The organism is Streptomyces sp. NPDC054047, assembly GCF_055585065.1.
This window is the reverse complement of record NZ_JBVJKV010000005.1, coordinates 352,396-370,728: the sequence shown is the minus strand read 5'-3', so window position 1 is coordinate 370,728 and position 18,333 is coordinate 352,396. Positions and strand designations below refer to the sequence as shown.

Here is an 18,333-nt window from a genome sequence, read left to right as displayed (position 1 = left end):
CTTCTAGAGATGCACCGCAGGGGGCAAGCGCCACTCGAACCGGCGAAGCCTCTTGACTCTGGTGCACACCAGTTGCATGCTTCTGGTGCGCACCAGATGGCGGACTCATTTCCGTCGCTGGAACGGTTCGGGATTGCTCGTATGGCCGCCTCGAAGAGGTGGCCCGGAAGGCGGCTTCGGCCGCACGCCGCGAGCCCCGCACTAGCCGCTCCTTGAGATCTGCCAATACGTGGGCTTCTGAGCCGTCTCCCCGCAATGACGGCCGCGCGGATGCAAGACCGCGCTTCTGAACATCGACGTAGCCCTGTGCTGCCCAGACATCCCCGAGCCGGTCCCGTCGGGGGTGGTGGGGAGTTCTGGGAGATCCCCAATCTCCAACGGCGCGCGGCTCCGGTGCTGTCACACCGGAGCCGCTTTCGGGCCGCCCCATCTGCGAGAGGACACGACCCATGAAGCACATCGGCACAGTTCAGGCCCTTGTTACCGACCGCGAGCCGACGGCCGCGGAGCTGGACGCCATCGAGGGCGAGATGCCGCTCATCACGGCGGAAGTCGAGTTGCTGGACGTACAGATCGCCACCTTGGACCGCCCGGCCACCGAGCTGGGCGCCCGCCGTCTGCGCCGTGCTCGCCGCAAGGTCCTCGCCGCGCGACGCGAGCTGGCCAACCTGGCCGTCACGGAGACGGGCGACGCGGCATGACCGCAGCACTGGCAGGGCAGATCGCCGCTCTACAGCGGCTTCAGTCTGGTCTGACCAAGGTGCTGGTCACGGTTGCGGTGGTGGCGATGACGTTCACCGCGACGAACGTGACGCTGTTCGCCATCGAGCACCACATTCCCGCAGTCATCGCCTGGCTGCTCGACCCGATCGTGGCCGTCGCCCTGGGCGCCGTCCTCATCGTCGACGGGCGTCTCTCCGAGCACGGCGTGCACCCCTCAGGGTGGGCCTCCGGGCTGCGCTGGTTCGCCGGTCTGAGCACGTGGCTCATGAACTGCTGGAGCTCACTGTGGCCGGACGGTGCCCCGTTCGGGGTGCCGCGACAGGTGGACCCGGCAGGGCTGGTCCTGCACTCCATTCCACCGGTCCTGCTGATCGTTCTCGCTGAGGCCATCACCTGCTACCGGCGCGCCATCCTGCACCGCATCGCCGCCCTGCGCGAGCAGGTGGAAACCACGGGCCCGACGGTGGAACACCACCCGGCGCCGCCCGCTTCCACCCGTGCTCGCCCAGAGCCGGACGCGCCCCGCGCGGTGCGGTCGGCGAAGGCGTCGCCGCTAGTCATATGCGGTGGCGGCAGGGTGTTCACCGTGCCGGTTCCACCGGCTTCCACCACTTCCCCCCAGGAAGGGGAACAGGTGGTGGTGCTGTCGACCGAGGAGGCCGCGCAGGTCATCCGGGCGTGCTGGGTGGAAGGGGTCACGATCCCTGCCGCTGCAGTGCGTTCCACCCGTTCCACCTCTTACGTCGGCAAGGTCTACAAACAGCTCAAGGAGACCGGGGTACAGCGGCGTCCGCAGGCGGCGCCGACCTTGGATGAGGTGTTGTCCTGATGGACCGGATCCTGGGTCCGTACTGCGACTACGGCATCCCTACTGCCGCGCTCGGCTGCGCTCCAGAGGGGATGGCGACCTGGACTCAACTGCGCGCCAAAGGCCTGCAATCCCCGTAGGAGCCCCCCGCAGACCCCACGGCACCCTACGCTCCAGGCATGGCCCTGCAACCTTGGGAAGCCACGCTCATCGCTGCGTCGGTCGGCGCTGTGGCTTCAACCTCCGCCGTGCTGCTCACGCACCTGCTGACGCGTGGCCGCGACCGTCGACACAAGGTGTGGGACCGCAAGATGGACACGTACAAACTTCTGTTGAGGTCACGTCGAGATTTCGCGTTCGCGCGGAAGCAGTTCCTCAAGACTGGCAATGACCCCGCTAAGTTGGTCAACGTCGATCGCGAGCTCCAAGAGATGGGCCTTGTCGCAGCAGAGCTTGAGATGTTCGGTTCAACGGCCGTTAACGCCATCAACCTGCTGACGAATACCGCGTACGGCGAGTGGGCAACGGCCACCGTCGAGTGGCGCAGGTTGAACAGCCGTCCCTCTGCAGACGCAGAAGCGCACCGCAAGGCTGACGAGACCTGGAAAGACATCGAGCAGTTGACCAAGGACGCCGACTTGATCGATGAAAGGCTGGCCGAAGCAATCAAAGCTGAAGCCAACTTCAAGGTGCCCTTCAAGCTGGAGCGCTGGCGCAACCCTCTCAAGGGGCGATTCGTCAAGCGCTGAGACGCTGCAGCCTGGCTGGCAGGAGGTCGCCGCACAGTTGATGTGGCGCTACCCGCGCGGCATCGCGGTGGGCTACCTCTACCGCCTGGACCTGGCCAAACCGGTCCCCCCGATGACGCCCGCCCGCTGGCGGGCCCATGAGGCGATGATGCGCCCGCGCCGCACCTGCCCCGCCTGCGGGCTGGATGCCGGATACGTGATCCGCACCTCGATGGGCGCCTGTGAGCGCTTTATCCGCCGCGCCGAACAGCACGCCGCCTGACCAGCACAGCACCCCCTATCCGCTTCCCTCAACGCGAGGAGATCCGCTGTGTCCAGCCGTACCCGCTCCCGCACCCGCACCGCGAAGGTGTCCGCCGGGGCCACCACCGTCCGCATCCCCCGCCAGCGCGGGCGCCGCACCGCTCAGCCGTTCATCGTGGTCGTGCCCGAACGCCCCACCCTGACCGGCCGGTTGGCGGGCTTCCTCGGCGAACTGCTGTGGGACCACCGCCGCTCGCTCGCCCCACTCGGCATCGCCCTGGCCGCCTTCCCGCTCACCACGCTCCTGCACGTGCTGGCCGGGTGGTCCGGGCTGCTGCTCGCCCCGCTCGCCGCGGGCCCCCTGGCGTGGCTGCTCATCACCCAGCGCCGCCGCCCCGCCGCCGACCGCGGCGTACTGGGCTGGCGCATCGGTCTGACCCTGCTCGCCACCGCCGCTACCGCCTGGCTGGCGCTCGCCGCGGCGTTCGGGCCGCTCGCGGGCCCGCTGGAACTGCTGTGGCTGCTCACGCTGATCGCCGCGCAGAGCGCCTGGCTCGTCGTCCGCCGCACGCACTGACCTGAGGAGAGAGCCAGATGGCATCCACCGGAAGCAACCGGGTCCACAACTTCCGCACCCGGCAGGCCCAGCAGCCCCACCGGCCGCCGCAGGGCGGCACCAACAGCGGGCCCGGCGACAAGAGCAACAAGTTCGCCAACGCGGGTGCTGCGGCCGGAGGGTTCGTCGGGGCGATGGGCGGCAGCTTCGTCCCGCCGATCAACGTCACGGTGAACAACAACAAGGGCGCGGCCCGCGCCAACGGCGGCGGCCGCACCGACTCCCTGCTGCCCTCGCCGGAGTTCACGTCCCCGGCGCAGGTGCGCAACTACTGCAACACGCTGCGGGCTGCGGGCGTGACGCTGGCCATCGAGGTGGCCATGGGCGCCGAAATCCTCAAGGGGGTGCTGGCCGCGGTTCCCGATCCGGAGGGCAGGGCGTTCGGCTCCCGCATCCGCGCGGCGAAGGTGGCCCGCAAGCTCAACAAGGCCTCCGACGACCTGAAGTCCGCGGCCAAGAACGCCGCCGCCGCGTACTCCACCTTCCAGCAGCAGTACGAGGAAGAGATCAACCGGGTCCGCCACCGCGCCCGCAAGCCGCAGCAGCCGGTCATGAACTGGGCCCAGCAGTAAGGGAGGCAGCACCCATGATGAAGCGCACAGACAACGACCAAGCCCAGATCCTGCAGCTCATGGAGGCCCAGCGGGGCAACGCCGATGGTGGCGGCGTGGGCGCCTACCTGCTGCACCGCGCCAAGCCGCACCTCCCGCCCTGGCTCGGGGTAGGCGGCATCGGCCTGGCCGGACTGCTGGGCCACCTGCGGTGGGAGGAGAGCACCCCGGCCGCGGTCGGCCTCACCCTCACCTCAGTCGCCCTGTCCGGAGGCGCCTGGCTGATCGGCAAAACCACCAGCAAGCAGCGCCGCTTCCACACCGCGCTCACCACGGGGCTCGGCTCGGCGTGGCTGACCGCCGCGTGCCTGGCCGGACCCACCGCCGGGCCGCTCGATGACCTCTACCTGATGGGCGGCCCGGCCGTCGCCCTCTCCTGGAACGTGCGCATGCTCATGCGCCACAACCCCGACGGCGGAGGCGAGGGAGCAGACGCGGGCCTGCTGGAGAAGGTCGGCCTGGCCGGGACCAAGCTGGGCGCGGCCAAGGTGGAGCCCAACCGGGTCACCGCCCCTTACGCCCTGCCCCAGGGGGAGGCGACCAACGAGGACATGGCCAAGGCGCTGCCCAAACTGGCCGGCGCCCTGGACGTGCCGCCCAACGCGGTCCGCTACCGGCCCGACCCCGAATCGGCCCGCCGCGGCGAACTGGTCATCGTGCCCCAGGACATGCTCAAGCAGGTCACCTGGTACCCCGGCCCTTCCAAGCCGGGCGGGTCGATCGCCGACCCGCTGGTCATCGGCGTCTACGACGACGGCTCGCTCCTCCTGCTCACGCTGCCGCAGGCCATCCACCTGCTCATCATGGGCCAGACCGGCGCGGGCAAGACCGAGGGCGCCCTGGACATCCTCACCGAGGTCATGACCCGCCGCGATGTCGTGGTCTGGCTGTCCGACCACGTCAAGAAGGGCCAGGACCTCGGTGAGATCTTCCCGGCCTGTGACTGGGTGGCCCTCACCCCGCAGGACACCGAAATCATGATCGAGGCCGTCAAGGCCGCCATCCCCGCCCGCACTGCGTGGCTGGGTGCGCACGGCTACCGCGCCTGGTGCCCGGAAGCTGCCGAGACGCAGAACGACGCGGCGCACTCCTGCCGCAAGGACGGGAAGGCTTGCGGCTGTGCGGGCATGGCCTACCTGATCTCGTGGTTCGAGGAGGCCGCCAACACCCTCGCGCGCCTGGACGACGACGTGTTCACCACCATCGCCCAGGAAGCCCGCTCGGCCGGTATCTCGCTGATCATCTCCATGCAGCGGGCCAGCGGCTACCAAATCAGCACCGACACCCGCGCCTCCCTCCCCGCCTCCCTGTGCTTCGGCGTCGACGAACGCGACGCCTCCTTCGCGCTCCCGGAGGACGTACTCGATGCGGGCGCCAACCCCGGCGCGTGGAAGAACCGCAAGCCCGGCTACTGCTACCTCGTCGCCGCAGGCATCGAGGAAGAGCTGTACGCAAATCCGGCCCGCACCTTCCGCAACGACCCCGTGACCCTCGAATGGGCCGACCGCGAGTTCGCCGACATCCGCATGCCCATCGACGACGTCACCGCCCACGCGGCGGCCAGCGTCGCCGGACGCGCCTACACCGACCGCACCCGCCCGGAAGACCCCGCAGCCCCCTCGGAGGAAGACGAGATGGACGACGAGCAGCGCCCCGGCGTCGACCCCGAGGACGAGCACATCGACCCCGAAGAGGAACTCCCCGAGAACCAGCCGGGCGACGAGACCCCGGTGTTCGGTCAGGAGCAGGGCCACAAGCCCGCCCCGGAGGAAGCCCGGCGCCTGCTTGATGCGGCGCTGGCCGACTTCGAGGAGGCGGGCCGCATGGTCGTGGGTCCCAAGGACTTCACCGACTGGTGCGACCAGCACGGCCTGTCCCGCTCCTGGGTGTCCAAGCGGCTCAAGGACGCCGCCTTGGACGGCCGTTTGGAGCCGACCAACCAGAGCGGCCGGTGGCGGATCGTGCCCGCCCTCACAGCGGCCTGACACCCGTCACACCGTGACGGCCGCGTCACACCCAAACCCCTAGGTAGACCCGTGTGTGACGCCCCATCACAGCGGCCCGTCACACCGCATCACACCTCTCCGTCACACCCGCAGCGGTCCCGCGTCACACCCTGACGCGGGCCCCGCCGCCCTATCCGCCGGAGCGTCCCGTGACATACCCCGAGCGGCCTACGGCCGTGGAAGTCCACCACCCCATACCGATCACGCCTGCCGTCCCGGCTCCGCTCGTGCCCGTGCAGCCGGGCAGCGTGCCCGCGGTGCAGAGCATCGTCCTGCCGGACGGCCGTACGGTCACCGGCTACGCCCTCGCCCCTGCGCCCACCGCTCCGGCACCGGCCGCGTCCGAGCCCCGTGCGGCCGTCTCGCGCACCGCGGTGAACATCGCACTCGGAGGCATCGGGTTCGCCGCGGTCTGCGGCGGCCTGGTCCTGCTGACGACGTTCATCGCCGCACTCGCCGCGCTCGTGCAGCAGCTCATCATCCTGGCCGCGGTCATCTTCGGCGGCTACATCGCCGTACAGATCCTCGGCACCAACCGGGGCAACGGCGGGACCACGGTCAACATCCGCAAGGCCGTCATCAAGCGCAACCACTTCCACGGCTAAGGAGGCCGCCTTGCGGTTCTATCTGACCACCCACAAACGCCACTGGGTCCGCCTGACCGGCATACCACTGTTCCTGAAGTCCGCACACTTCGTGGATCCGGTGAAGCTGCCCCAGGCACTCGGCCCATACGCGGTCGACTCCGGCGGCTTCTCGGAGCTCCAGCAGCACGGCCGCTGGACCCGCACTCCGCGCCAGTACATCGACGACCTCTACCGCATCCGGGAAGGCGTCGGGCCCTTCGACTGGGCCGCGCCGCAGGACTGGATGTGCGAACCGCTCATCATCCACGGCGGACAGGCAGGCCCCCTCACCTTCGCCGGAACCCGCCTCAGCGTGGCAGAGCACCAGCACCGCACGGTGACCAACTTCCTGCACCTGCGCTCCCTGGCCCCGGACCTTCCCATCATCCCGGTTCTTCAGGGCTGGGAGATGGCCGACTACGAGCACTGCGTATCCCTCTACGAGCGCGCCGGTATCGACCTCACCCGCGAGCCGGTGGTGGGACTGGGATCGGTCTGCCGCCGCCAGTCCACCCACGAGGGCGCGGCCATCGTCACCGCACTGGCCGCGCACGGGCTGAAGCTGCACGGCTTCGGCTTCAAAACCCTGGGCCTGGCCCGCGTCGGCCACCTGATGGCCTCCGCCGACTCCCTCGCCTGGAGCTCCCACGCACGCCGCCGCCCCGCCATGGCTGGCCACACCCACAAGAACTGCGCCAACTGCCTGCCCTACGCCCTGAACTGGCGCACCCGCGTCCTGGACGCCCTGCCCACCTGGCAACAGCCCCTTCTCGACGCGGCCTAGCTACGCCAAGGGCGGCCCCCGCATCTCGCCAAAGAACCGGGGCCGCCCTTGTGATCCAGCACGGCGTTAACGAACTGGAGGACTCCAGCATGACGCAACCTGCCGACATCCGGCGAGAACACCTCAGCCGATACGGCATGAACGAGCATCAGCGCACCGCCCTGCACCTCGCCGCATCCGGGTTCCCGGCGCTGCCGCTGCGGGCCGGGAAGGTACCGTTCGGCAACTGCCCCCGCTGCACCGGCAACGTGTGCGGCGGTCGGCCGAACATGAAGGTCCCCGGCCCGTGCACCTGCCCCGGCCCCTGTCACGCATGGGCCGCCGCGACCACCGACCCGGATGTCATCGCCTCCGGACCGTGGCGGCGGGCATGGGTACAGGCGGCGGGGGTCGCCTACCACCCCGGCGGGGCCGGGCTCACCGTCGTCGACCTCGACGACGCCGACGCCGTGACGTGGGCGCGCGAGACCCTGCCCGCCACCTACACCGTGCCCACGACGCGCGGCGAGCACTGGCTCTACCTGGGGCGCATGCAGTCGGCCAACGCGGTACGGCCCGGCGTGGACATCAAGTCCACGATGTCCTACGCCCGCTGGCTCGGCACCGGCACCGGCACCGGCACCGGCACCGGCGACATGACGCCTCTGCCCGATGCCGTGCGCGCGCTGGTCGTGAAGACCTGCGCAACCACCCGGCCCTCGCCACCGGCCGTCACCGCGCCCGCCGCCTCGGGCGGGCAGTGCCGGCACCGCACGCCCGCGTTCCTGGAGCGCGGTATCGCCATGGCCGAGCAGCGCATCACCGACGCCACCAGCGGCGTGCACGCCACCGTCTACCGCACGTTCCTGGCCGTGCTGTCCACGCACGGCAGGTGCGGCTGCCTCACCGAGGACCACATCGGCCGCCTGTTCGCCGCCGCTCAGGCCAAGGGCGAGAGGGCACGGCACTGCACGGAGGCGTGGACCAACGCCCGTACCAAGTTGGGACTGTGACCATGTCCGACGACGACAAGACCCCGGCCCGCGAGATCATCGCCGACTACGCACAGGACCACTTCCGCTACTTCCGTACCGCCGACGGCACCGTCTACGCGCAGAAGAAGGGCCATCCCGTGGCTCGCCCGATCCGCTCGCAGGGCACTACGGGCAGCCACCGCCAGGAACTCATGGTCGGCCTGTTCAAAGACGGATGCGGCGTCTTCAACGGCACGGCACTGAAGGAGGCGTTGGACCTGATCGAAGCCCTCGCACTGACCGAGGCAACGCAGGCCGTACACATCCGCGTCGCCCCCGGATTCGACGGCGCCACGTGGCTAGACCTGGGCCGCGACGACGGGCAGTCGGTCCGTATCCACGCCACCGGCTGGGACATCACCGTTCCCGACCCGCGCGAAGTTTGCTGGCGGCGCACCCAGCTCACCGGCGAACTCCCCCTGCCCGTCAAGGACACCGACGGCAAGGGCATCGATCTGCTGCTGCGGCTGTGCAACTTCGCCGGTTCGGACACCGAATGCCTGGCCCTGGCCTGGCTGATCGGCTGCCTCGGACCGTCTGTCCCCGTACCCGCGCCGTTCCTGACCGGGCCGCAGGGCTCGGGCAAGTCCACCGGCGGGCGCATGCTCGTGCGGATCATCGAGGGCATGAGCGGCGACCTGCGCCGCGCCCCCAAGGACGAGGCCAACCTGATCGCGGCCGTGGCCGCCGGGTGGGTCACCGCCCTGGACAACCTCTCCCACCTGACCCCGGACCTGGCGGACGCGATGTGCTGCATCGTCACCGGCGCCGAGGACGTCAAGCGCGCCCTGTTCACCGACGGGGACGTCTTCCGCACCGGCTACCGCCGCCCCCTGCTCATGACCGGCATCGACGTCGGCGTCATCCGCCCCGACCTCGCCGAACGGCTCCTGCCGCTGCGCCTGGAGCGGCCCAAGGTGCGCAGGACCGAGGCGGAGCTGTGGGCGGAGTACGAGGAGATCCTGCCCGTCGTGCTCGGCTCGCTCCTCGACCTCACCGTCAAGGTCCGCGCGGCCGACGCGGAGATCCCCACCGACCTGCGCATGGCGGACTTCGCGCACCTGTGCGCGCAGCTCGACGCGGCCACCGGCTTCGGAACGCTCCGGGCGTACCGGGCCAGCCTCGACGACCTCAACGACGACGTGATCGAGGGCGACCTGCTCGCGCAGACCGTCCTGCAGCACGCCGCCGACATCGAGCCGGGCACCGAGCAACGCATGACGTCCGCCGAGTGGCTGCACTGCCTCACCCGCCTCTACGTCGGGGAGGACTGCCGTCCCCTCCCCAAGGGGTGGCCCACCACCGGCAAGGTGCTCTCCGACCGTCTCAAGCGGCTTCAGCCCACCCTCGCCGCCCGCGGCCTGTTCGTGGACTGGGGCCGCACCAAGACCGCCCGCTACATCGAGCTGAGCCGCCCGCCGGCATCGCTCATGCAAGAGCAAGGGCAGGTGTTCTGACTGCGGCGTCAGGGGCCGACCTTCATGAGCAAGAAGAGCACGCCACGCCGGTAGTGCTCCTCTTGCAGTTCGGCGGCTCGCCGCCGCCCGAAGGTCGTGCCGCGAAGCGGCTCCTTCTTCGCCCTTCGCATTCCGCCCTGCGCTCGCGAGAGCCGCGCACTACCAACAGACACCCCCTCTCTCTTTTCCTAAGTAGAGAGACGCTGCGTCACCCGCGTCACCACGGGATGGAAAACGGCCCCTGACCTGCCATAACAGCGGTGACGCAGACCGCCGAATCCTGCGTCACCGTTCGTCACCCACGTCACCGGCGACAGAAGCTCCTGCGTCACCGGTGACAGGCTCCCGAACGTCTGCGTCACCACAAAACCGCAGGTCATAGCCCCTAAGTGACACAGGTGACGCGGTGACGCAGAAATCCCCACCTCGGACACACGCACAACCCAACCCGAGACATCCCGCCGAGGAGGCACCCCGGATGAGCACCGCCATTGCTGCGCCCGTCGACCGACTCCTCTACAAGCCCGAAGAGGCCGCCGAAGCCCTCGCTATCGGACGCTCCACCGTCTACGAGCTGATGGCCGAAGGCGCCCTGAAGTACATCAAGTTGGGCCGCACTCGCCGGATTCGGCGCACTGACCTCGAAGCGTACGTAGCGAGCCTCGCCCCGCTTCCCAACTGACCAGCCCCCCAGAGGCGCCCCGAGCACCCCGCTCGGGGCGCCTCCCGCATGAAGGAGGCGCATGAGCCCCCGCAAGGCCAACAACGAATCGTCCATCTACCTCGGTAATGACGGCTGGTGGCACGGCCGCGTCACAATGGGCGTCAAGAATGACGGAAGTCCTGACCGCCGCCATCGCCGCGCCAAGACCGAGCCCGAAATCAAGCGCAAGGTCCGGGAACTGGAGCTCCTGCGCGACCAGGGACGCGCTCCCATCGCGGGCCGTAAGCCGACCGTCGCGAAGTGGATGGAGACCTACCTCACCGACATCGCCAGCCTCAAGCTCAAGCCGCGGTCCCTGGACGACTACTGGTCGAAGACGCGCAACGACATCATCCCGGGAGTCGGCCAGCACCGCATCGACAAGCTCCGCCCGGAGCACCTGGAGCGGATGTATCGGGCGTTGCTCGACGCGGGGCGCGCTCCCTCTCACGTCGTGAAGGTGCACCGCATCCTGTCCCGCGCCCTGAAAATCGCCCACCGCCGCCGCCTCATCGGCGAGAACGTCGCCACGCTCGTGGACCCCCCGAGCGTCGACGAGACCGAGGCCAACCCCTTCACGCAGAAGGAAGCCAAGGCATTCCTCGAAGCGGCCTCAAAGCGGCCCACTCTCATGCGCTGGATCGTCGGCGTCGGCATGGGCTTCCGGCAGGGCGAGACGCTCGGCCTGCGGTGGGCCTACGTCGACTTGGAAGCGGAGCTGTTCCACCCCAAGTGGCAGCTACAGCGCCTCACATGGCGGCACGGCTGCACCGACCCGCACGCCTGCGGAGCGCGCCTCCACCGCTTCGAGCCGTGCCCTCCGGACTGCACCCCGCACAAGGACTACAAGCGCGGGTGCCCCAAGCCGTGCCCCAAGGGATGCACGAAGCACGCGAGCGCCTGCCCCGAGCGCAAGGAGGGCGGTCTCGTCTTCACTCGCCCCAAGACCAAGAAGAGCCAGAACGCCGTACCGATCCCTCCCGTGTTCATCCCGTTCCTGCTCGACCACAAGGCTCAGCAGGACGAGATGCGGGCCGCGGCCGGTGAGCTGTGGCAGGAGACCGACGTCGTGTTCTCACGGCCGGACGGGCGCCCCCTCGACCCTCGCGCCGACTACGAAGAGTTCAAGGAGCTGCTCAAGGAAACCGGGATCGATGACCGTCGCCTGTACGACGGGAGCCGCCACACTGCGGGCACCATCCTGAACGAGCTGGGCGTCGACATGCCCACCATCATGGAGATCCTGCGGCACACCCAGATCAGCCAGACGAGGCGCTACGTGAAGGGCAGATCGCACCTGTCGAAGGACGCGATGCGGCGCATGGGAGAGTTCTTCGCTCCCCCGTCTGCGGGCCCCACTGAGACCAGAACTGAGACCGCCGACACCCGCGCGGCTCGTGCCCAACGCCGTCGCCGCATCCGTTAAAAGCAAAAGCCCCAGGTCACGGCGAGTGAGTCCTGAGGCTTCTACAGAGCCGCCTTCGGGATTCGAACCCGAGACCTACGCATTACGAGTGCGTTGCTCTGGCCATCTGAGCTAAGGCGGCACGCGTCCCGCACCTATGGTGCGATCAGCAGCGGGGCCAAGTCTACACAGTTTCCGGGGGTGCTCCGCACACCCTCGGCGGGCGCGGGCCCGGGGCCCGCGTCACCCCTGCGAGCAGCGCTTTCCGTCCTCCGGGGCCTTGCCCTTCAGCAGGTACTCGTTGATCGCCGAGTCCACGCACTCGCTGCCCCGCCCGTACGCCGTGTGCCCGTCTCCCTCGTACGTGAGCAGCTTGCCGGAGGAGAGCTGGTCGGCCAGGGACTCGGCCCAGCGGTAGGGGGTCGCCGGGTCGCGGGTGGTGCCGACCACGACGATCGGGGCCGCGCCGTCCGCCTCGATGCGGTGCGGCTCGCCCGTCGCCTTCACCGGCCAGTACGCGCAGTTCAGCGAGGACCAGGCCAGGCCCTCGCCGAAGACCGGCGACGCCTTCTCGAAGTCCGGGACCGACTTCTTCACCTCGGCCGCCGTGGCGAAGGCCGGGGGCAGGTCCAGGCAGTTCACGGCCGCGTTGGCGAACATGAGGTTCGCGTACGTTCCGTCGGCGTCGCGCTCGTAGTAGCTGTCGGAGAGGGAGAGGAGGCCCGCGCCGACCTTGTCCTTGATCGCGGCCGTCAGCGCCGTGCGCAGCTGGGGCCAGGCCGCCTCGTCGTACATCGCGGCGATCACGCCCGTCGTGGCGAGCGCCTCGCCGAGCTTGCGGCCGTCGGAGTCGCCGGCGGGGATCGGCGTGCGGTCCAGGTCGTCGAAGAGGGACTTGAGGCGCTTGCCCGCGTCCGACTCGCTCTTGGTGCCCAGCGGGCAGTCCGCCCGGCCCACGCAGTCCTTCGCGAACGACCCGAACGCCGTCTCGAAGCCCGCCGTCTGGTCACGGTTCATACGGCGGGCCGGCAGCGACGGGTCCATCGCGCCGTCCAGGACGAGGCGCCCGACGCGGTCGGGATAGAGCCCGGCGTACGTCGCCCCCAGGAACGTGCCGTACGAAGCGCCCACGTAGCTCAGCTTCTCGTCGCCGAGCACCGCGCGCAGGATGTCCATGTCACGGGCCGCCTCGACCGTGGAGACATGCGGCAGCACCTCACCGGAGCGCTTCTCGCAGCCCGCGGCGAACTTCTTGAAGGAGTCCGACAGTTCGGCGGTCTCGCGCTCGTCGTCCGGGGTGACGTCCGTCTGCGTGTACGCGTCCATCTGCTTGCCGTCGAGGCAGGTGACGGGCTCGCTGCGGGCCACGCCGCGCGGGTCGACTGCGGCCATGTCGTACTGGGCGCGGACCTCTTCGGGGTAGCCGAGCGCCGCGTACGACTGGAGGTAGCCGATCGCCGAGCCGCCGGGTCCGCCCGGGTTGACCAGGAGCGATCCCAGGCGCTTGCCGGGGCCCGTGGCCTTCTTCCGGGAGACGGCGAGCTCGACGGCCTCGCCGTCCGGCTTCGCGTAGTCCAGCGGCGCCTTCATCGAGGAGCACTCGAAGCCGGGGACGCCGCACTCGCGCCAGTTCAGCTTCTGTCCGTAGTACGGGGACAGCTCCTGCGGGGTGGCGCGGGGCAGCGCGGCCATGGACGCGTCCGCCGTCGAGCTCCCGGCCGAGCAGCCGGAAATGAGCAGTCCGGCGGCCAAGAACACGGTCGCGGGGGTGCGGAGTCCTCTGATGCGCATCACGCGAGACTAACTCTATGCGTTGGCGCGGTGACGCGAAGTGCTCGTATGGGTGACTTCGTCAACCCTCAGATCCGCAGCCCAGGAGCTGCTAGCCCGCCCGCAGCGACACCGCCATCGCCTCCACCGCGAGCAGCGGCGCCACATTGCGGTCCAGCGCGACGCGGCAGGCGCCGATCGCCTCGATGCGGCGCAGCGTGGACTCGGGCGATGTGCCGCGCGCCAGGCGCTCCAGCATGTCGAGCACCTCCGTGTTGGCCAGCGCCACGCGGGAGCCGAGCTGAAGGGTCAGCACGTCGCGGTAGACACCGGTCAGCTCGATGAGTGCGAGGTCGAGGCTGTCGCGCTGGGTGCGGGTCCTGCGGCGCTTCTGGCGGTCCTCCAGGTCCTTCATGATGCCCGCCGTGCCGCGCGGCATCCGGCCGCCCTTCTCCGCGCCGAGCGCCGCCTTGAGGTCGTCGGTCTCCTTGACGTCCACGTCCTCGGCGACCTGCTTAGCGTCGTCGCCCGCCGTGTCGATCAGCTCCTGCGCGGCCTTGAGGCAGCCGCCGATGTCCTGCACCCGCATGGGCAGCTTGAGCACGGCGGCACGGCGCTCGCGCGCCCTCGGGTCGGTCGCCAGGCGGCGGGCGCGGCCGATGTGCCCCTGCGTGGCGCGCGCGGCGGCCGCGGCGACGTCCGGCTCGATGCCGTCGCGCCGGACGAGTACGTCCGCGACGGCGTCCACCGGAGGCGTACGCAGCGTCAGATGGCGGCAGCGGGAGCGGATCGTGGGCAGCACGTCCTCCAGCGAGGGCGCGCAGAGCAGCCATACGGTGCGCGGGGCGGGCTCTTCCACGGCCTTCAGCAGGACGTTGCCCGCGCCCTCGGTGAGGCGGTCGGCGTCCTCCAGGACGATGACCTGCCAGCGGCCGCCCGCGGGCGACAACTGGGCCCGCCTGACCAGCTCGCGGGTCTCCTTGACGCCGATGGACAGCAGGTCCGTACGCACCACTTCGACGTCGGCGTGCGTGCCGACCAGGCTCGTGTGGCACCCGTCGCAGAAGCCGCAGCCGGGGACGCCGCCGAGCGCGCGGTCCGGGCTCGTGCACTGGAGCGCGGCGCCGAAGGCGCGGGCGGCGGTGGACCGCCCGGAGCCGGGGGGGCCGGTGAACAGCCAGGCGTGCGTCATCTTCGACGACTCGGGCCGCGGAGCGCCCGTGGCCACGGCGGTGACCAGCGTGTCGGCGTCCCGAGCCGCGGCACCGAGCTGCTCACTCACCCGCTCCTGGCCCACCAGGTCGTCCCATACGGTCATAGGTCACCGCCTCCGCCCCGCAACACGCTGCACATCCTGCATCTGCACCTGCGTCGCACCTCGCACCTTGCACGTCGCCCTGTCGAATTCATTGTGGAGCACACCACTGACAACGCGGACCGGCTCCCGCTGCCAACGCGGACCGGCTCCCGCCGCGGGCAGTGTGATCACCCGCGGCGGGAGCCGGTTCAGCGAGGCGCAGAGAGCTCTCAGACAGGCTCAGCGCCCCCTGCGTCCGTTGCGGCCGTTCCGCCCCCGGTCGTCCTCGTCCTCATCCCGGTCGCCCAGCAACTCGTCCGCCAGAGAGGGCAGATCGTCCAGCGGAGTCTCCTCCGCCCAGTCCGAGCGGGGCCGCTGTCGAGGCGTCCCGTGCTCGTCGACCTGGGGCAGCTCACGGGTCTGGTCGTTCCCGCCGCCGGACGAGGACGCGGACCCCTGCTCGGGCGATGACGCGGGCCGCTCGTCGCGGAAGTAGCCCGGCGGCACCTTGTCCTCCTGCACGGAAGGCAGCACGGCCGTCTCGTCGGCAGCCCCCGGCACCGGCGGCTGCGGCAGCACCGCCGTCTCGTCCGCGGCGGAGGCATCGCGCACCGCGGGCAGCACCGCCGTCTCGTCCGCGGCGGAAGCCGGAGCCGCGCCGGAAGCCGGAGCCGCGCCGGGCTTCACGATGGGCGTAGGCACGGTCGTCTCGTTGTCCGGGGCGTCCCCGCCGGCAGAAGCAGGCGCCGGCTTCGAGACCGGCTTGGAAGCCGGCTTGGAGACCGAACCGCCGGTCGGCCTGGAGGCGGAAGCCGAAGCGGAAGCAGACGTCGCCGTCGAAGCCGCCGCGGCCGCGGCCGCCGAAGCCGCCGCCAACCGCCGCGCCTCCTCGGCCCGCAGCAACGCCTCCTCGGCCTTGCGCTGCTTCTCGACCCGCCGCGCCTCGGCCTCGGCCCGAAGCCGCGCCTCCTCTTCCGCCTCCCGGCGGCGCCGCGCCTCCTCGGCCGCCCGCACCTTCTCCTCGGCGAGCAGTCGCGCCTGCTCCTCCTCGGCCTTGCGCTTGGCTTCCTCGGCGCGCTGCCTGGCCTCCTCGGCCTGCCGCTCGGCCTCGCGGCGCTGCGCCTCCTCCAGCTCGCGGCGCTTGCGCTCCTCCTCCTCGGCGAGGAGCTTGGCGAGCTGCTCCTGGCGCTCGCGCTCGACGCGCTCCTCCTCGGCCTTGCGCGCGGCCTCTTCCTCGGCCTTGCGGCGCGCCTCTTCCTCGGCCGCCTTGCGGGCCTCCTCCTGCGCCTTCACCTCGGCCTCGGAGAGCGGCAGCATCAGGTCGAGCCGGTGCCGGGCGACGGTCGTGACCGCCTCCGGCTCCTGGGCTGCGTCGATCACCAGATAGCGCCCCGGATCGGCCGCGGCGAGCGTCAGGAAACCGGACCGCACGCGCGTGTGGAACTCGGCGGGCTCCGACTCGAGACGGTCGGGCGCCTCGGTGAACCGCTCGCGGGCGGCCTCCGGGGAGACGTCGAGCAGCACCGTCAGGTGCGGAACGAGCCCCGCGGTCGCCCAGCGCGAGATGCGGGCGATCTCGGTCGGGGACAGATCGCGCCCCGCGCCCTGGTAGGCCACGGACGAGTCGATGTACCGGTCGGAGATGACGACCGCGCCTCGCTCAAGAGCGGGACGTACGACCGTGTCGACGTGCTCGGCGCGGTCGGCTGCGTACAGAAGTGCCTCGGCCCGGTGCGAGAGTCCGGCGGACGACACGTCGAGCAGGATCGACCGCAGCCGCTTGCCGACCGGCGTGGCACCCGGCTCGCGCGTCACGACGACCTCGTGGCCCTTGGCCCTGATCCACTCGGCGAGCGCCTCGGCCTGCGTGGACTTGCCCGCGCCGTCGCCGCCCTCCAGGGCGATGAAGAAGCCCGTGGCCGCGATCCCCTGCACGGGGTCGTCGCCGCCGCGCAGCGCGTCCCGCAGGTCGTGCCGCAGCGGCACTCCCTGCCGGTCGTCGATCTTGGCGAGCACCAGCGCGGCCACCGGCAGGAGCAGCGCGCCCACCAGCATCAGCGTGAAGGCGGCGCCTCCGTGGTCGAAGACGAACTTGCCGTTGACGAAGCGGTGCGGCCCGATCGCCGCCGCGACCACGGGGGCCACGAGCGCGCCGAGCGCGACGGAGAGGCGTACGACCGCCTGGAGGTGCTCCGTGGTACGCGCCCTGCGGTAGTCCTCGACCTCCTGGTCGAGCAGCGCGTGCCCGGTGTGCGCGGCGACGCCCGCGGCCACTCCGGTGAGCACCAGGAGCAGCAGCACGGTCGTCACGTCGGGCACGAGGCCCGCGGCGAGCAGCGCGACGCCGGTGAGGGCGATCGCGAGCGCGAGCAGCCGGCGGCGCGGGAGCGTGGGCAGCAGGGACGGTGCGGTGCGGATGCCGATGGCGGTGCCGCCGGTCAGCGCGAGGACGATCAGGCCGTACGTGACGGGCCCGCCGTCCAGGTCCTTGGCGTGCAGCACGGCGACCGCCACGGAGGCCGCGACGGCCCCGGCGACCGCGGCGCAGGCGGCGACCAGGAGCGGGATCGCGCCGGTGCGGCCCTTGTCTGCGCCGCTTCCGGTGCGCGGCCTGCGCAGCCCTTCGAGCGGGCTACGCGCGCGTGGCGTCTGCGTGGCGGGAAGTTCGAGGAAGTAGACGATCGACAGCGAGGCCGCGAAGAGTCCCGCGGCGACGAACGAGCCGAGCCCTGCCTGGTGAACCTCGAACCAGTCGAGTCCGGCGCCGAGCAGGTTCCCGATCAGCGTGACGGCGACGAGCGCGGCGGCCGCGATGGGCAGCGCCATGAATCCCGTACGCAGCGACAGGCGCCGCAGTGCGTCCATGTGGTCCGGCAGCGGCCGCACCGTCGCGCCCTCCAGGGGCGGCGCGGGCAGCAGCGCGGGCGCCGCGCTCTCCCGGCAGACCGTCCAGAAGCGCTCGGCGACGCCGATCACGAAGGCGGTGACGAGCAGGACCGCCAGCGCGTTGTCCGGCGTCCAGTCGATCCACAGCGGCGCGACGATCAGCAGCGCGACCCGCAGGCCGTCCGAGACGACCATCGTCCAGCGCCGGTCGAGCGGACCGTCCGGCGAGGTGATCGAACTCAGTGGTCCCAGAAGTACCGCCCCGAAGAGCAGCGTCGCGAGAACGCGTGCTCCGAAGACGGCGGTGACGGCGAACGCCACCCCCCGATAGCCGCCCCCGAACGCCCCCTCGGCGATGGCCGCTTGCAGCGCGAGCACCACCAGGACAAGGAGGGCGAGGGCATCGCCGACACCGCCGACGAGCTGAGCGCTCCAGAGGCGCTTCAGCTGCGGCACGCGCAGCAAGGCGCGGACAGCACGCTCTCGGGAATCTGCGACCAGGGCGTCGTCGGGGGCCGGGTTTCCGGCCTGTGGCTGCTCGGCACGCGTCATCCGTCCAGCCTATCCGCACGGTGTGACACTCCGAAGGGGCGCCCGAACAAACGGGCGCCCCTTCGGTTCACACCTTCACAGCGC

General features: G+C 70.7%; 16 protein-coding genes and 1 tRNA gene. 13 read left to right on the top strand and 4 right to left on the bottom strand.

What is annotated here, in order from left to right; translation table 11 throughout:
- Positions 1-449: 449 nt before the first annotated feature.
- The 13 genes from ACZ6ZP_RS21425 to ACZ6ZP_RS21365 all read left to right on the top strand — a co-directional run bounded on the left by ACZ6ZP_RS21425 (position 450) and on the right by ACZ6ZP_RS21365 (position 11,765).
- A complete protein-coding gene (locus ACZ6ZP_RS21425) occupies positions 450-701 on the top strand; it encodes a DUF6284 family protein (RefSeq protein WP_469407872.1) in 252 nt (83 codons plus the stop codon).
- Positions 698-1,552 carry a hypothetical protein gene (locus ACZ6ZP_RS21420; protein ID WP_469407871.1) on the top strand — a complete coding sequence of 285 codons (855 nt, stop codon included), beginning with the start codon at positions 698-700 and terminating at the stop codon, positions 1,550-1,552. The genes ACZ6ZP_RS21425 and ACZ6ZP_RS21420 overlap by 4 nt, the downstream gene beginning before the upstream one ends.
- Before the next feature lie 158 nt (positions 1,553-1,710).
- Entirely contained in the window at positions 1,711-2,280 is a 570-nt protein-coding gene (locus ACZ6ZP_RS21415) for a hypothetical protein (RefSeq protein WP_469407869.1), read from the top strand.
- A 40-nt stretch (positions 2,281-2,320) separates the two neighbouring features.
- On the top strand, positions 2,321-2,542 hold the full coding sequence (locus ACZ6ZP_RS21410) for an RRQRL motif-containing zinc-binding protein (protein WP_469407958.1): 222 nt from the start codon (positions 2,321-2,323) through the stop codon (positions 2,540-2,542).
- Positions 2,543-2,590: 48 nt separating this feature from the next.
- Positions 2,591-3,100, top strand: coding sequence for a hypothetical protein (locus tag ACZ6ZP_RS21405; protein ID WP_469407868.1), 510 nt, complete (start codon positions 2,591-2,593; stop codon positions 3,098-3,100).
- A 17-nt stretch (positions 3,101-3,117) separates the two neighbouring features.
- Entirely contained in the window at positions 3,118-3,711 is a 594-nt protein-coding gene (gene traA, locus ACZ6ZP_RS21400) for a plasmid transfer protein TraA (protein ID WP_469407867.1), read from the top strand.
- A gap of 17 nt (positions 3,712-3,728) precedes the next feature.
- Positions 3,729-5,735 carry a plasmid transfer protein TraB gene (gene traB, locus ACZ6ZP_RS21395; RefSeq protein ID WP_469407957.1) on the top strand — a complete coding sequence of 669 codons (2,007 nt, stop codon included), beginning with the start codon at positions 3,729-3,731 and terminating at the stop codon, positions 5,733-5,735.
- Positions 5,736-5,905: 170 nt separating this feature from the next.
- Positions 5,906-6,361 (top strand): hypothetical protein, encoded by a 456-nt coding sequence (locus ACZ6ZP_RS21390; protein WP_469407865.1) that lies wholly within the window; start codon positions 5,906-5,908, stop codon positions 6,359-6,361.
- 10 nt (positions 6,362-6,371) lie between these two features.
- Entirely contained in the window at positions 6,372-7,166 is a 795-nt protein-coding gene (locus ACZ6ZP_RS21385; RefSeq protein WP_469407864.1) for a deazapurine DNA modification protein DpdA family protein, read from the top strand.
- Positions 7,167-7,255: 89 nt separating this feature from the next.
- Entirely contained in the window at positions 7,256-8,158 is a 903-nt protein-coding gene (locus ACZ6ZP_RS21380; RefSeq protein ID WP_469407863.1) for a bifunctional DNA primase/polymerase, read from the top strand.
- Positions 8,159-8,160: 2 nt separating this feature from the next.
- On the top strand, positions 8,161-9,636 hold the full coding sequence (locus ACZ6ZP_RS21375; RefSeq protein ID WP_469407861.1) for an ATP-binding protein: 1,476 nt from the start codon (positions 8,161-8,163) through the stop codon (positions 9,634-9,636).
- Positions 9,637-10,114: 478 nt separating this feature from the next.
- On the top strand, positions 10,115-10,318 hold the full coding sequence (locus ACZ6ZP_RS21370; protein ID WP_391205886.1) for a helix-turn-helix domain-containing protein: 204 nt from the start codon (positions 10,115-10,117) through the stop codon (positions 10,316-10,318).
- 61 nt (positions 10,319-10,379) lie between these two features.
- The gene (locus tag ACZ6ZP_RS21365; RefSeq protein ID WP_469407860.1) at positions 10,380-11,765 is read left to right on the top strand and encodes a tyrosine-type recombinase/integrase; all 1,386 of its coding nucleotides are present in this window, start codon (positions 10,380-10,382) and stop codon (positions 11,763-11,765) included.
- A 47-nt stretch (positions 11,766-11,812) separates the two neighbouring features.
- Here ACZ6ZP_RS21365 and ACZ6ZP_RS21360 read toward each other — a convergent pair.
- The 4 genes from ACZ6ZP_RS21360 to tmk all read right to left on the bottom strand — a co-directional run bounded on the left by ACZ6ZP_RS21360 (position 11,813) and on the right by tmk (position 18,249).
- Positions 11,813-11,886: transfer RNA gene (locus tag ACZ6ZP_RS21360), tRNA-Thr, on the bottom strand.
- A 101-nt stretch (positions 11,887-11,987) separates the two neighbouring features.
- Complete coding sequence (locus ACZ6ZP_RS21355) at positions 11,988-13,535, bottom strand: alpha/beta hydrolase (protein ID WP_469407858.1); 1,548 nt, start codon at positions 13,533-13,535, stop codon at positions 11,988-11,990.
- 91 nt (positions 13,536-13,626) lie between these two features.
- Positions 13,627-14,832, bottom strand: coding sequence for a DNA polymerase III subunit delta' (locus ACZ6ZP_RS21350; RefSeq protein ID WP_351166873.1), 1,206 nt, complete (start codon positions 14,830-14,832; stop codon positions 13,627-13,629).
- A gap of 219 nt (positions 14,833-15,051) precedes the next feature.
- Positions 15,052-18,249, bottom strand: a complete 3,198-nt coding sequence (gene tmk / locus ACZ6ZP_RS21345; protein WP_469407856.1) for a dTMP kinase — start codon at positions 18,247-18,249, stop codon at positions 15,052-15,054.
- Positions 18,250-18,333: the final 84 nt, after the last annotated feature.